Annotated in this window: 9 protein-coding genes and 1 riboswitch; of the genes, 5 read left to right on the top strand and 4 right to left on the bottom strand. The window is 37.1% G+C overall.

Going from position 1 to position 15,282, the window contains the following annotated elements; genetic code table 11:
• The first annotated feature begins 3 nt into the window (after window positions 1–3).
• Both thiH and FN817_RS16250 read left to right on the top strand, forming a co-directional pair.
• The gene (gene thiH, locus FN817_RS16245; RefSeq protein WP_142718856.1) at window positions 4–1,122 is read left to right on the top strand and encodes a 2-iminoacetate synthase ThiH; all 1,119 of its coding nucleotides are present in this window, start codon (window positions 4–6) and stop codon (window positions 1,120–1,122) included.
• 85 nt (window positions 1,123–1,207) lie between these two features.
• Window positions 1,208–1,915 (top strand): HesA/MoeB/ThiF family protein, encoded by a 708-nt coding sequence (locus FN817_RS16250; protein WP_167498886.1) that lies wholly within the window; start codon window positions 1,208–1,210, stop codon window positions 1,913–1,915.
• 175 nt (window positions 1,916–2,090) lie between these two features.
• On the opposite strand, the gene FN817_RS16255 is transcribed toward FN817_RS16250, so the two are convergent.
• Entirely contained in the window at window positions 2,091–4,316 is a 2,226-nt protein-coding gene (locus FN817_RS16255) for an outer membrane beta-barrel protein (protein WP_142718858.1), read from the bottom strand.
• A gap of 119 nt (window positions 4,317–4,435) precedes the next feature.
• A riboswitch (SAM-I-IV-variant riboswitch) is annotated at window positions 4,436–4,533 on the top strand.
• A gap of 296 nt (window positions 4,534–4,829) precedes the next feature.
• On the opposite strand from FN817_RS16255, the gene FN817_RS16260 reads away from it, so the two are divergent.
• Window positions 4,830–7,574: a TonB-dependent receptor plug domain-containing protein gene (locus FN817_RS16260; protein ID WP_142718859.1), complete on the top strand. Its 2,745-nt coding sequence runs from the start codon at window positions 4,830–4,832 to the stop codon at window positions 7,572–7,574.
• 113 nt (window positions 7,575–7,687) lie between these two features.
• Here FN817_RS16260 and FN817_RS16265 read toward each other — a convergent pair whose 3' ends face one another.
• Complete coding sequence (locus tag FN817_RS16265) at window positions 7,688–8,527, bottom strand: DUF5694 domain-containing protein (RefSeq protein WP_142718860.1); 840 nt, start codon at window positions 8,525–8,527, stop codon at window positions 7,688–7,690.
• Window positions 8,528–8,549: 22 nt separating this feature from the next.
• Complete coding sequence (locus FN817_RS16270) at window positions 8,550–10,673, bottom strand: outer membrane beta-barrel family protein (protein WP_142718861.1); 2,124 nt, start codon at window positions 10,671–10,673, stop codon at window positions 8,550–8,552.
• A gap of 191 nt (window positions 10,674–10,864) precedes the next feature.
• Between FN817_RS16270 and FN817_RS16275 the strand changes: the two genes are divergently transcribed.
• Window positions 10,865–11,884: a sensor histidine kinase gene (locus tag FN817_RS16275; protein ID WP_142718862.1), complete on the top strand. Its 1,020-nt coding sequence runs from the start codon at window positions 10,865–10,867 to the stop codon at window positions 11,882–11,884.
• Window positions 11,877–12,554, top strand: coding sequence for a LytR/AlgR family response regulator transcription factor (locus tag FN817_RS16280; protein ID WP_142718863.1), 678 nt, complete (start codon window positions 11,877–11,879; stop codon window positions 12,552–12,554). Before FN817_RS16275 ends, FN817_RS16280 begins: the two co-directional genes overlap by 8 nt.
• 154 nt (window positions 12,555–12,708) lie before the next feature.
• Here the strand turns inward: FN817_RS16280 and FN817_RS16285 are convergent, their stop codons facing one another.
• The gene (locus tag FN817_RS16285) at window positions 12,709–14,976 is read right to left on the bottom strand and encodes an aconitate hydratase (RefSeq protein WP_142718864.1); all 2,268 of its coding nucleotides are present in this window, start codon (window positions 14,974–14,976) and stop codon (window positions 12,709–12,711) included.
• Window positions 14,977–15,282: the final 306 nt, after the last annotated feature.

Genomic DNA, 15,282 nt, shown 5'->3' on the forward strand with positions numbered 1-15,282 from the left:
ATTATGAAAAGCTTTAAAGATGTTTTTGAACGCTACCAATGGGAGGAGGTAAAGAATAAGCTTGAAAAAGTAACTCTGTCTGATGTAAGAAACAGTCTTCAGAAAAAGACTAAAAACCTTGATGACTTTCTGAATCTGCTTTCACCAGCCGCTTCCTATGAACTGGAATTCATGGCGAGAATGACGCAGATGCTTACTCAAAAACGATTCGGAAAAACCATTCAGCTCTATGCTCCGCTGTATCTGAGCAATGAATGTCAGAATATCTGCACCTATTGCGGATTCAGTCTGGATAATCAACTGAAAAGGAAGACACTTTCCGATATGGAACTGATGATTGAAGCATCAGTATTGAAATCTATGGGAGTGAATCATGTATTGCTGGTAAGTGGCGAAGCTAATAAAATAGTTGGAGTTCCTTACTTTCAGAATGCTGTCCGTAAGTTAAAACCTCATTTTTCCAATATTTCCATTGAAGTTCAACCTTTAATGGAAGATGAATATAGATTGCTGCATGAAGAAGGAGTGCATTCCGTGTTGGTATACCAGGAAACCTATCATCAGGATGTTTACAGAGAATACCATCCGAAAGGTAAAAAATCAAATTTCCATTTTCGCCTGGAAACTCCGGACAGAATAGGAAGAGCAGGCATCCATAAAATCGGGTTGGGGGTTTTGTTAGGTCTTGAAGATTGGAGAATCGACAGCTTTTTCAACGCATTACACATAGATTATCTTCAGAAACAGTACTGGAAAAGTAAGTTTTCTGTTTCCTTTCCAAGGCTCAGACCAGCAGAAGGAATCATTGAACCCAATTTTATCATGGAAGACAAAGACCTGCTTCAACTCATTTGTGCCTACAGAATCTGGAATGAAGACCTCGAAATTTCTATTTCTACCAGAGAAAATAAAGTCTTTAGAAATAATATAGTGGCTCTGGGGGCAACAGCCATGAGTGCGGGCTCCAAAACCAATCCGGGTGGCTATGCCGTAGATAAAGAATCTCTGGAACAGTTTGAAACCAGTGACGAACGAAGTATGGATGAGATCAGACTCATGATTAAAAAAGCAGGCTATGATCCTGTGATGAAAGACTGGGATTCTGTGTATAGTGGATTTTAAAATTTTAAAACCATTAAGAAATTTGAAGAGGTGAAGCTTAGCTTTCCTTATCAACTTAAAGAATCTTAATGGTTCAAATATAATTATGAAAAAAGATCAATTTTCACGGTATAGCCGGCAGATATTTATTGAAGAAATAGGATTGGAAGGACAAAAGAAACTCATGGCTTCAAAAGTCCTTGTCATTGGTGCAGGAGGCTTGGGAAGTCCTGTGATTCAATATCTGGCTGCTGCTGGAGTAGGAACTCTGGGAATTGCAGACTTTGATGAGGTAGAACTTCACAATCTGAACCGGCAGATTATTCACAGCGAAAATAGAGTTGGATTTTCAAAAGTAAAGAGCGCTCAGATATTTGTGGAGAACCTTAATCATCAGGTTACATTGAATGGGATTGAGGAAAAAATAAATGAAGTAAATGCTCAGGAAATAATTTCTCAGTACGATGTTATCGTGGACGGATCAGATAACTTTTCCACAAGATATCTGGTGAATGACACCTGTGTAAAATTAGAAAAGACTTTGGTCTACGGAAGTATTTTGGGATTCTCAGGACAAACTGCGGTATTTAATCATAACGGAAGTAAAAATTTGAGGGATTTATTTCCGGAACCGCCTCTCGATGAAGATGTACCGGATTGTGACAGCCTTGGTGTATTGGGAGCTCTTCCCGGAATAATAGGAAGTATGATGGCTCTTCAGACTTTGAAAATCATCACAGATCTTCCGGTAATTGTCAATCAGTTGACATTGGTAGATACGCTGGACTGGAGATTTCAGACGATAGATTTTTGATGTAAACACTAATATCACAAATTTTTTCACAAATAATACTATTTAATATCAATAGGAACGGGCTTTAGCCCGTTTAAATTTTTAATATTCATCCATTGGCTTTAGCCAAAACCTAAAAAAAATAGGCGGTAAAATTTTACTGCCTATTTTTATTTTGTTGTATAAAAAAGAAGAATTATTGTGCCTGTTGCATTACGCCTCCGTTATCCTCTTTTTTCGTCTGATTTAGGATATTCGGGTCCTCTTTCGCCAGTTTATTTCTTGTTGGAATTTTATAGTTGATGGAAAATCCGAAATTTCTCGTGTCATACTTGCTGCTGATCATTACCGGAGTTCCCGACGGTGGATTAGAACGTACCTGCATCATCTGTCCGTTGAAAATATCATTCGCAAAAACAGAAAGCGTCAGACGGTTATTCATAAACTTCTTCGTCAATGTGATATCAAGAGAGTTGTTGAATGGTTTCTCTGCTGTGAAGTAGAAATATCCTGCTTTTGGTGTCAGATAGCTGTAATTGGCTGTCATTTTGATATCTTTAGGCAAAAGAATCTGAGTCATGATATTGAAAATCCAGAACCCTTTATTGTTCAGATTATCGATTTCATGTTTCTGATAACCAGCATATAAGTACATGAAGTTGATTTTGTCAGGATTGAAATCAAATTTCATGATTTCGCTCAAAGGCTTGCTGAAAATCATAAAAGGAACCGGTAGACCCACGTTGAAGTTGTGAATTTTCATATTCGAAATATTCACCTGCTCGTTGTAGAGTTTTCTTCCGTCTTTTCTGATGATCTGCGCCACCTGATTGCTTGCCGAGCTTACGCTATATCCAATAAATGCATAATCAAAAGCCGAAATTTTTAATTCATAATTATCAAAAATAGTAGGTTGTAGATTCGGGTTACCATTAACTTCCGTACTTGGTCCGGAGAACGTTACGTTATTCGGGTTAAGGGCAGAAATACTCGGTAAACTGATTTTTCTGTTATAATTCGCAGCAATATAAACCTGGTTCATCATGTTATACTGCACACTTGCGTTCGGGAAAAATTTAAATTTATTAAAAGGAATCAGGTTAGCTTCTACCAGCTTTGCATCCTTATCAAAATATCTTGTTACCCCGGAAATATCATAATTTTCAGCACGGGAACCCAATGTGAAATCAAATTTTTTCAATTTAGCCTGAAATTCCAGATAGGTTGAAGCCGTCTGTCTCTGATATTCAAGATTCGTCAAGCCAAAACTTTCCGTATCATAATCCTGCTTCTCGTATAATCCTCCAAAGCTTACTTTTCCTCCATCAAGAAGCTTGATAGGCTGGGCATAATCTACTTTAAAGTTGGCAATATTCATCACAGATTTATTGTTCAGAATATCTTTTAAGCCACTCATGGCGCTATTGATAGGAGTGTTTGCAGGTATTACAAATGTACCGTTCTGGAAATAATTGTCCTGAGCAAACTTACTGTCAGACCTTGTATAGCCAAATTGAAAATCCAGCTTCTGAGATTTGTCAGCAAAACGTTTCTGATACGTTACCACAGCTTCCTGTCTCAAACTATTGGTATGGGCAACATCCGAAGAAGTGTAAAAAGCCTCTCTTAAATCCTTTGGATTATTCTCAAATGGTAAATCTCCATGACCGTTACTTAAAGTGTAGTTGTCATTATTGTTGTGGTAAATATCATAGTTTAATAACAATCTGTCCTGTCCTAAATCAAAAGTTAATCCTGACTTTGCAAAATATCCGCGTCCGTATCTGTCTGTATGACTCGTTAAAAGTTCATCCTGCTGACCGTTTAACATACTTTCACGGTAGTTTTGTCCTACATTCAGCTGCCATCCAAAATATTTATTTCTGGCATTTAAATTAACAGAGTTGGTCGTTCTGCTTCTATACTTGTCGTAATTTGTAAAAGAATAATTCCCTGAATAAGTCGCAGTTAAATATTTATTGGCATTTTTGTTCGTGATGATATTCATGATCGCACCTCCGGAAGTAGCCGGAAATTCAGCACCGGGCTGGGTGATCACTTCAATTCTTTCTACAGAATTGGCAGGCATTCCTTCCAGGAAGGAGTTCAATTCATTGGATGTGATATTGAGAGGTCTTCCGTTAAGATACACTTCCAACATTTTTCCCTGATACATCATTCCGGCGATGTCGGTAGATACAAGTCCAGGAAGCTTTTTTATTCCTTCCAATACGTTTCCGTTGTTCAGCTGAGGTTGCTCGGAAAAGTCAAAAATGGTACGGTCTGCCTTTTGTTCAACTGCTTTTTTAGTTTTGGTGATAACTACACCTTCAATCTGCTTTTCCTGAGGTTTATTGTTTTTTTCCTGTGAAAAGACAAAAACAGAGCTTAATAAGGATAACGCGAAAATTGTTTTTTTCATAATGTTTTTACTGATATCTGGTTAGACGCTGAAAAAGATAATTTGTTACGTTAAAATGTTGAAAATCGAAAATTTAGGTTAAATATTTTTTTATTTCCGAAATAATTATATCTTTGCCAGGTAATTATCAAGAATCTCTAGATGGGATAGCAACCTGCACAAACAAGCAAGGTGCTGCAATCGATAAGCCGGATCTTCCGGAAAAAATGTTTATCATTCTATCATTATCCCCATCTTGAATTTTTGTTTTAAAGTTAAAGCCAAATGTTTAAAGACAAGGGAAATCACATTCCATCAGTAATTTTTTATTCTTCGGATCATGAAGTGAATCTTCATTATTCCCATATGTTTTCATGCCATTTCTACATGCGCATGTGTTGTTGTTTCTAGCCATTTCTATTTCTAAAAAATAATACAAACATTTTCGAAGACCGATGGTAACCTTACAATTAAGGCTACAGGATTTGTATTGCTCAAAAATAATTTTAACAACAAAAAGAACACAACAATACTATGCACAATTTCAAAAAAAGAATCTTTGTTCCTTCTATCGCGCTCATTTCTACATTTTATTACGCACAGACGGACACTTTACAATCTAAGAAAATAGAAGATGTAGTCATCCTTGGATCAAGAGGCTCCGGAAGATCATTGACGGAAACCCCAGTTCCGGTAGATATTATTAACATATCAAAAATTTTAAAACAGAGCCCGACTAATAATATCAGCCAGGCTTTAAATTATATTGTACCCTCATTTTCATCCACTTCTCACACCGTTAATGATGGAACTGATTTTGTAGATCCAGCTCTTTTAAGAGGGTTAGGTCCTGATCAGGTTTTAGTTTTGTTAAACGGAAAAAGAAGATACCAGTCTTCATTGATTAATGTTACGCTTACGCCGGGAAGAGGTTCTGTGGGAACTGATCTTAATGCCATTCCAGCTTTTGCCTTAGAGAAAATTGAAGTTTTAAGAGATGGAGCTTCTGCCCAATATGGTTCCGATGCTATTGCCGGAGTCGTTAACCTGGGATTGAAAAAAAGGCTTGGACTTTCCGGACAGGTTTTTTTAGGTGGATATGCTTCACCTGTTGCCAATAATTTCTCCGGAGGAGTGGATGGACAGGCCATTTCGGTGGATCTTAATTATGGAGCTAAAATAGGGAAAAACGGATTTTTTAATGTTACCGGTTCTGCCCAATATCGTGATCCTTATTCCAGAGCAGGAGTAAGGGAAGGAGATATCTTCAATGCTTATAATGCAATTAATTACAGAGCACTACAGGATGGAGTTAATATTGATGGGTTATATAAAAATATTACCAATACTCCCAATACCCAGCAGATTATTAATACAGTGAAACAATATGCAACAAAGGTTGGGTATTTTGCACCTGATTTTCAATCCCAGATTTCCGGAGCGAACAGCATTTCCGAGCTTCAAGATTTATTGGGGAGAGATTTTACCTCCCAGGAGCTTAATTACAGAGGATTGGAGAGAAAAGACTTCAGTCTGAGAGCCGGACAGTCTAAACTACAGTCAGGGCAGCTCTTTTTCAACTCTGAAATTCCTGTTAATGATGAATGGAAGATTTATTCATTTGGAGGTTACAGCTATCGTCTTGGAAATGCAGGAGGCTTTTACCGTCTTCCGAATAATGAAAGAAACATCAATGCTTTTACTCCCAATGGATATCTTCCTCAGATTGAAGCAACCGTAAATGATTATTCTCTTGCTGCCGGAATTAAAGGAAAATGGAATGGCTGGAATGTGGATTTCAGTAATACGTTCGGGAAAAATACCTTTGGTTTCGGAGTGGTAAATACCTTTAATGCATCTCTTACAGACAGTTCTCCAAGAACATTTGATGCCGGAGGATCTGAATTTTCACAAAATACCGTCAATCTGGATTTCTCCAAAAAATATGATGTGCTGAAAGGTTTGAATCTAGCATTCGGAGGTGAATACCGACATGAAAATTATAAAGTAAATGCAGGAAAAGAAAATTCTTATGCTTCTTACGATATTTATGGACGTGTGGTAACCGCTAACACTCCTGAAAATGAAAAAGTAACTGATTTCTTTGGGAAAATAAGACCGGCAGGAGCTCAGGTTTTTCCAGGCTTCAGTCCGGAAAATGCTGTTTCAGGAAACAGAAACAGTGTTGCTGCTTATGCTGATGCAGAACTGGAGGTTACTGACGGATGGTTGTTGGAAGGAGCCTTACGATATGAGAATTATTCAGACTTCGGATCTACATTTAATTATAAGGTGGCAACGAATGTAAAACTGGCTCCCAATCTGAACTGGAGAGGAGCAGTTTCCACAGGATTCAGAGCGCCTTCACTGGCTCAGGTCTACTATAGTTCCACTTCTACGTTGATTCAACAGGGGAAAACAACACAGGTAGGTACTTTCAGGAATAATTCTGAGGCTGCACAGGCATTGGGTATTCCCAAATTAAAACAGGAGACTTCACAATCTTACAGCACAGGAATTACCTGGAAGATTCCGGCATTAAGTCTGACCTTCACAGCAGATGCTTATTTAATAAAGATTAAAGACAGGGTAGTGCTTACGGATCTTTTCTATCGTCCTGATGGTAGTTTTACTCCAGGTTCTGATCAGGCTGTTCTGCAGAGTGCTTTTGATCTGGCACGGGCAAGTGCTGCTAACTTTTTTGCCAATGCTGTAGACTCTCAGACGAAAGGTTTGGATATTACCATTTCTCAGAACTCAAAAATCTCATCGGGAATTTCTTTGGAGAATAATTTAGGAGTCAATTTTAATCAAACCAAAAGAATCGGGGATATTCATGCATCTCCTAAATTGGTAAGCCAGATCGATAATTATTTCTCAGAACCGAACAGAGTGTATTTTGAAGAAGCTGTTCCACGTGTAAAAGCTACCTTATCCAATACTTTAAGATTTTCCACCTTTACTTTTGTACTCCGTAACTCTTTCTTTGGTAATGTGACAGATGCAGATGTTGTGGATGCTAATTTTGATGGGGTAACAGGAAGCACAGAGCATTTCATTCTGAATAGCCGTCTGGTAACAGATTTATCTGTAGGATATGATTTTAATAAAAATATTTCTACAACCATCGGAAGTAATAATATCTTAAATATACTGCCTTCCAAAAGCCCAGGTATCAGCTCTTTAACGGCTGACAATCAGTTTGTCTATTCCAGACAGGTTTCCCAATATGGCATAGGAGGAAGGTTCTTATTTGCAAGAATTGAATTCAGATTCTAATCAATAAAGCTTAGAAATTTAATAAAAAAACAGAGACGTATTCTCTGTTTTTTTTATATCCTGTTACTCAATAAAAAATGAATTTTTTGTTGCCGCCATTGTTGTAATTTTATTTATTTCAATGAAGAAAATTCGATAAAATCATATTCTGCTGAAGATGTGAAAAGCTGTCTTAATACTGCCGCATGGCCATTTCCTGCAATCACAAGAATTCTGTCTTCGCTGTTGTGCGGTATGTTTTGAATATTGCGGAACATTCTTAGGTTTCTGCTGTACCAGTAAAGGGCAAGCATATCGGCACCATCATGTTCTCTTAGCTTAAAATCTCCGCTTAAATAAGCACCATATCCGTATTGATGACTTTCTTTTGAATTCATATAAATAAAAGTGTCTAAGAGCGATTTGAAATTCTTAGGTTCAGAACTCTTAAAGAAACGGTTAAACTGCTGGGAAATCACATCATCACTACTAAAATCATAATCTTTGCTGAGGTTATTAAAAAACGTAGAATCAGTTTTTCCGAAGTGGTTTTGAAGATCATTCCAAACAGATTCTGCATCAATGCTGAACAGTTCGTTGATTTTAAGTTCATTGGCGATCCTCATAGCAAGCTGATACCGTTCGTCTCTTTTGTCCCGTAGCTTGCCCTCGCTGTATTCTTTAAGCTTTTCATTAGCATTCCAGTTTGGCCACGCTTCAATGGCAATTTTAGTCGGCTTAAATTTTTTGATGTAATTTACCAGTTCAGTAACTTCTTTTGCTGTTTCGGGAGAAAGTACATCCACCTGATCTTTTTTTTCAATTTTATGAGCATCCATATTAGGATAGTCAAAATGGAAAGAACCTACTACGAGAACTTTAGTCTTTGGATTTTTAAAATAATCGGATGCCTTTTTCTGACCCAATACCGATGTAGAAATGCATACTAGAAAAATATAAATAAAGGTTTTCATAATATTATTTTTTTTGATTAAATTATTGAGCACGGTTTTTCTCTTCAAAATTCACCGCTCTGTTGTTTGATTTTACTTTCTGATTTCCAAAATTGTATGTGATGCTGAGTGTCATTCTTCTGGCATCCCAATAGTTGTTGAACGACTGTGTATTATCAGTAAAATACATATCAGCCTTAAATCCGGACTGTTTGAAAATATCACTCACCGAAAGGTTGACCTGAAGCGCCTTTTCCACAAAGCTCATCTTCACTCCCGCATCAATGCTGGCTCTGGTTTTTGCTGCAGTATATCCGTCACGTGAAGGCAGATTCTGCCAGTAGTTGACAAAAAGCATGAATGTTTTAGCCTTATTCAGCCGGAATGTATTGTTGAGAGAATAATAAAATGACTGTCCGTTTTTAGGAACCAGATTGAACCTCGTAATCTGAGTCTCATTATAACTGAACGAAGTGGAAATATTACTTTCCCAGATTTTGAAGAATGTATCTGTATAATTCAAATTGATCCCGTAAATATTCTGATTGTAGTAATTTTCAAAAGTGCTGGTAAGATCAATTCCGTTCAGGAAGGAGATCTGATCAAAATTATTTGTTGTTCTCTGGTAATAAAGATTGGCAGAAAATTTATTTTTAAAAATATAATTGAATTCAATATTGTGATTGAAAGAGGGCTGCAGGCTTGGATTTCCTGAATAGTAGGTATTCGGATTAGAATACCATCGGAATGGGTCTAAAGCCCGGAAATAAGGACGGTTTATTCTTCGGGAATAATTAATGCTGAACTGATTATCCTGATCGGCTTTATAAGAAACATAAGCTGTCGGGAAAAATTTTCCGTAATTATTCTCAGATTTTGATTGTGTAGTGGGGGAGAAACCGCTGGTTTGCGAATATTCATAACGGAGACCTGCTTTTACAGACCATTTTTCACCCAGATCTTTACTGGCGCTGATATATGCTGCATAGTTCTTTTCATTATAATCAAAAAGATTGCTTTTTGCAGGATCTATAATGTAATTTCCATTGATAACATTAAAATATCCGATGTCTGAATTATTAGAAAACTGACTGAATTTCGCACCGGTTTCTACCTGAATTTTTTTGAAGTTTAAAGTTAAATCTGCCTGTCCCGAATAGATTTTATAATCTACAGACGAAAGATTCTTGACAACCTGTGTTGAATTGCTGGCAATATTTTTTGTGGTAAAGTTAACTTCAGTATCGGGAAGATTTCCATAGTAATTGGCTCCGAAGCTTAGCTTATGTTCTCCAATTTTCTGATCAAAATACAGATTGAGCATTTGGGTTGTAAAAGGAGAACGATGCTTTGAATCTGTCTCTGTTTGTAAAGTAGGTGTACCATCTGTAAAGTAACTTTGTGTTGAATTGATATCCATATTGGTATGCCCCTTTGTGATATCATATACTAATCCGATATTGGAGTTTTTAGAAAGCGAATAATCAAAATTGGCGTTCAGACCGAGTCCGTCATTCATATCCCTTCTGTCATCCTTGCTGGCAGAAGAATTTTGACCGATAATATTATATTTTTCTACCGATCTTTTATCTCCGTCATAGCCTATTACTTTTACGGAGGCTTTTATTTTTTCATTCTGATAATTTATTCCTGCCACACTGCTGAAGCCGGCATATGTTTTTTGAGTATAATTGGTCGTCAGATAACCGCTCCATCCAAGATTTTGATTCTTTTTAAGAACGATATTAATAATCCCGCTGTTTCCCTGAGCTTCATATTTGGCAGGCGGAGTGGTGATCACTTCAATTTTAAGGATGTTTTCAGAACGAAGGTTTCTCAGATAATTGATCAGTTCAGATCCGGAAAGATTGAGCATCCGGTCATTCACCATCACAGAAACTCCATTTTTTCCTGCAATGGAAAGAAGACCTTTGTTTTCATCTATCTGTAATAAAGGTGTTCCTGCCAAAACCTCAGTTCCGGAGCTTCCCTGTGAAAGCATAGAATTCTGAACATTATAAACAAGACGATCCACTTTTCGCTCTATCAGAACTTTTTTACCATTCACCGTTACTGCTTCAATTTTGTTAACGTTAGCAGTATCTTTTGTCTGTGCGGTTACCAAAGAACAAATAAGGGTAGTTATAAATAAAAGCTGTTTTTTCATAAGATGTAAATAACAGATTAAATGATGTTTAGTTTAAATTTCTCTGGCAAAAGTATAAGAAGGCCATTTGAAAGGAAATAGCATTTAGATGAAGGCGATGATTTTGGATGTCAAAATAGTTTCGTCGGAAAAAAACAGGTTTTTGTCGAAAAGGGTTGATGAATTGTCCCTGCAGAGATTTATATTTGATTATGAATAAAAAGCAAATTATCTGGCTTCAGATTTTTTATTGGAGTTTCAATTTTATAGGAAACAACATTACGCCATATTTCTTTTTTCCTGAGCGAAGAGGATTTCAGACTTATGTGCTGAACTTTACTTATTTTGTTACAGAAATCTCTACTTTTTATCTTTTGTATCTGGTTATTATTCCGAAAGTATTAAATCTGCAGAAACTTTATTCTGCTGTTTTAGTTTTTTTTATTTCTATTTTAAGCTTTGGTGTAATTCGGTATGGAATAGAAGAAGTGCTGCTTCCTATTACCCTTGGATTCAGAAACTATAATAAAGATACCGGACTTTTGTATTATTTGACAGATAATATCTACAATGCATCATTGACCGTTTTCATTGCGGGAATCCTGTGGATCGTAGAGAAATATGGTGTTGCCGAAAATGATAAAAAGCAGCTTCTGATCGAAAAGAAACAAGCAGAACTTCAGGCACTGAAAACCCAGATTAATCCTCATTTTATTTTTAACTCATTAAATAATATCTACTCCCTCGTATATCAAAAATCAGATAAAGCATTACCTGCTATTGAAGAACTTGGGCAACTGCTGAGGTATAGCACAAAAGACCTCGAAAAAGACACTATTTCTCTGGATAAGGAGATCGGATATATTGACAGTCTTATTGCTTTGGAGAAACTTAGAATCAGGAATCCTGAGTTATTGATTATAGAAAAAAATATTCAGCATCCTCATCTCAGTATCTCACCGATGCTGTTGGTTCCATTTGTTGAGAATGCTTTTAAACATGGTGATTTCCGTAATAAAGGGTTTGAGATGAAAATTTCAGATCATGACAAGGTGCTGCATTTTTATCTTTTAAATTGTAAGACACAGAAAATGAAAGATACTGTTTCCGGAATAGGAATTCAGAATGTGAAAAAAAGATTGGAAATTTTATATCCTAAACATCAGCTGGAAATCCAAGATTCGGAAACGGAATTTATTGTAGATTTAACAATTGATTTAAGGGATGAATAAGATAAAATGCATTATCGTTGATGATGAGCCATTAGCAATCTCTCTTCTGGAGCATTATGTGGAGAAAATTCCTTTTCTTGAACTGGTTTTCTCTACAGAAAATCCAATTCTGGCTTTAGAATATCTGCAAAAAAATGATTGTGATCTCATCTTTCTGGATATTCAGATGCCGGAACTTACGGGAATCAATTTTATGAAGATTGTAGGAGCCAATCAAAAATATATTTTAACAACCGCTTATTCGGAATATGCATTGGAAGGCTATGAACATAATGTGGTAGATTACCTTCTGAAGCCTATTTCCTTTGACAGGTTTCAGAAAAGCGTATTAAAGGCTCAGGAACGTTTTTCTTTTCCACAGGAAGAAAATATGCATTTCTTTGTGAAATCTTCCGGACAAAGGCATCGTATCGGTTTTCATGAAATTCTTTACGTTGAAAGCATCAAAGACTATGTCAATATCCGAACAGAAAATAATGAATATATCGTCCTGGACACTCTTAAATCTATGGAAAATCAGCTTTCTGAAAAATTTGTAAGAATTCACAAATCTTTTATTGTCAACCTGGACAAAATCAAAAGCATCGGGGCAAAAAAAGTTATTCTCCCCGAGTTTGAAATTCCCATCGGAGAAAGTTATAGAGCAGGTCTTTTGGATAGATTAAAGTAAGATTGTGATTTGGCTGAAGCCAGATGTACTTTATGATTTAAAAGCGGACTAAAGTCCGCTCCAGTTGTTTAAAGCAGGACTTCTGGTATAATAAATAAAAAAAAGACGACTTCAACTGAAGCCGCCTTTATATTAATTAATCTAACAATTAATTTTATTTTTCCTGTTGTTTGATCAGATTCAGGGCAGAACCAGCCTTAAACCAGTCAATCTGCTGATCGTTGTACGTGTGGTTAGCCATGATGATGTCTTTAGTTCCATCAGTATGAATGAATTCTAAAGTCAGTTGTTTTCCCGGAGCGAATTGGTCAAGATCTAAGAAATTAACAACATCGTCTTCCAGGATCTTGTCGTAATCTGCTTCATTAGCGAAAGTGATTCCAAGCATCCCTTGTTTTTTAAGGTTGGTTTCATGGATTCTCGCGAATGATTTTACCAATACAGCTTTCACCCCAAGGTGTCTTGGCTCCATGGCAGCGTGCTCTCTTGATGAACCTTCACCATAGTTCTGGTCTCCTACAACAATCGTTGGAATGCCTGCTGCTTTGTAAGCTCTTTGTACAGCCGGAACTTCACCGTATTCACCGGTTAATTCATTTTTAACTTTATTGGTTTCCATGTTGTAAGCATTCACTGCTCCGATCAACATGTTGTTTGAAATATTATCCAGGTGTCCTCTGTATTTCAGCCATGGACCCGCCATAGAAATGTGGTCAGTGGTACACTTTCCGAAAGCTTTAATCAATACTCTGGCTCCCATAATATTTTTACCATCCCAAGCCGGGAATTCTTCCAGTAGCTGAAGTCTGTCTGAAGTAGGATTTACATTAACAACAACGCTGGAACCATCTTCTGATGGAGCCTGATATCCGTTGTCATCTACAGCAAATCCTTTTGAAGGAAGCTCAAAACCTTTAGGTTCGTCAAGTTTCACCTGCTCACCTGATTCGTTAGTTAATGTATCTGTAATTGGGTTAAAGTCTAATCTGCCTGAGATTGCAACGGCTGCTACCATTTCAGGAGAAGCTACAAATGCATGGGTATTTGGGTTACCATCCGCTCTTTTTGCAAAGTTTCTGTTGAAAGAGTGAATAATTGAGTTTTTCTCTCCTTTTTCAGCACCTTCTCTGTCCCATTGCCCGATACAAGGTCCACAAGCATTGGTAAAGATTCTCGCGTTTTCAAATTTTCTGAAAGAATCTAAGAATCCGTCTCTTTCTGCTGTGAATTTCACCTGCTCAGAACCTGGGTTGATTCCCAGGATAGCTTTGGGTTTTACTCCTTTTGAAACAGCATCCTCTACAATGGAAGCTGCTCTTGATAAATCTTCATAAGAAGAGTTGGTACAAGATCCGATAAGTGCCCATTCCACTTCTAGAGGCCATCCGTTAGCTTCTGCTTTAGCTCTGAATTCAGAAACAGGAGTCGCCAAATCCGGAGTGAAAGGTCCGTTTAAGTGTGGAGCCAGTTCAGAAAGGTTGATTTCAATTAATTGGTCGAAATATTGTTCCGGGTTTGCATATACTTCTGCATCACCTGTTAAATGCTCAGCAATTTTATCGGCAGCATCTACCACATCCTGTCTTCCGGTAGCAGCAAGATATCTTCTCATAGAATCGTCATATCCGAAAGTAGAAGTTGTTGCTCCGATTTCGGCACCCATGTTACAGATCGTTCCTTTACCTGTAGCTGAAAGAGATTCTGCTCCTTCACCGAAATATTCTACGATGCATCCTGTTCCTCCTTTTACGGTAAGGATTCCTGCTACTTTTAGGATAACGTCTTTTGCAGAAGTCCATCCGCTCATTTTACCGGTTAATTTTACCCCGATAAGTTTTGGCATTTTAAGCTCCCAGGCCATTCCTGCCATTACATCTACTGCATCAGCACCACCTACACCGATGGCTACCATTCCAAGCCCTCCTGCATTTACGGTGTGAGAGTCAGTACCAATCATCATTCCTCCAGGGAAGGCATAATTTTCTAACACTACCTGGTGGATGATACCTGCTCCCGGTTTCCAGAATCCAATTCCGTATTTATCACATACAGAGCTCAGGAAGTTGAATACTTCGGAGTTTTTGTTGATACCTTCCTGTAAATCTTTATCAGCACCTACTTTTGCCTGGATCAGGTGATCCGCGTGAGCAGTGGAAGGAACAGCAACTTTGGTTTTTCCTGCCTGCATGAACTGTAAAAGTGCCATCTGTGCAGTGGCATCCTGCATTGCTACTCGGTCTGGCGCAAAGTCTACATAAGAATTTCCTCTTTCATAAGCCTGTGTCGCATTTCCTTCCCAAAGGTGGGTGTAAAGGATTTTTTCTGAAAGGGTAAGAGGTTTTCCCACGATTTGTCTTGCCGCAGCAATTCTTTCAGGGTAACGCTCGTACACTTTTTTGATCATATCAATATCAAAAGTCATATCGTATTTTAATTTTGTTCTTTTTCCGTTTAATGCTTCTTTTTCTCATGTTTGAAAAAGAAAAATCAATTCTCTATACATCAAAAAACATTCCTATAATCCATTAGCAGGACGATTTTAGGTGTAATTTCAAGAGATTTTATAACTTTCAATTTAAGAAAAAATAGATTCTGTTTTCAAGATTTTGTCAGAAAAAAAATGTATTTATCTTAAAATAGAAACATTCTAAACAAAAAATTGGAAGATTTTAAATCCTAAAGGACTAAAATCTTCCAATTGTATAATTTTCAATAGTCTTTCGACGTC

The sequence above is a fragment of the Chryseobacterium rhizoplanae genome (assembly GCF_900182655.1).
Classification (GTDB): domain Bacteria; phylum Bacteroidota; class Bacteroidia; order Flavobacteriales; family Weeksellaceae; genus Chryseobacterium; species Chryseobacterium rhizoplanae.

Excerpts from the sequence above, each read along its gene's own strand:
- thiH (WP_142718856.1), top strand. The coding sequence starts at position 4 with ATGAAAAGCTTTAAAGATGTTTTTGAACGCTACCAATGGGAGGAGGTA.
- FN817_RS16250 (WP_167498886.1), top strand. The coding sequence starts at position 1,208 with ATGAAAAAAGATCAATTTTCACGGTATAGCCGGCAGATATTTATTGAA.
- FN817_RS16255 (WP_142718858.1), bottom strand. The coding sequence starts at position 4,316 with ATGAAAAAAACAATTTTCGCGTTATCCTTATTAAGCTCTGTTTTTGTC.
- FN817_RS16260 (WP_142718859.1), top strand. The coding sequence starts at position 4,830 with ATGCACAATTTCAAAAAAAGAATCTTTGTTCCTTCTATCGCGCTCATT.
- FN817_RS16265 (WP_142718860.1), bottom strand. The coding sequence starts at position 8,527 with ATGAAAACCTTTATTTATATTTTTCTAGTATGCATTTCTACATCGGTA.
- FN817_RS16270 (WP_142718861.1), bottom strand. The coding sequence starts at position 10,673 with ATGAAAAAACAGCTTTTATTTATAACTACCCTTATTTGTTCTTTGGTA.
- FN817_RS16275 (WP_142718862.1), top strand. The coding sequence starts at position 10,865 with ATGAATAAAAAGCAAATTATCTGGCTTCAGATTTTTTATTGGAGTTTC.
- FN817_RS16280 (WP_142718863.1), top strand. The coding sequence starts at position 11,877 with ATGAATAAGATAAAATGCATTATCGTTGATGATGAGCCATTAGCAATC.
- FN817_RS16285 (WP_142718864.1), bottom strand. The coding sequence starts at position 14,976 with ATGACTTTTGATATTGATATGATCAAAAAAGTGTACGAGCGTTACCCT.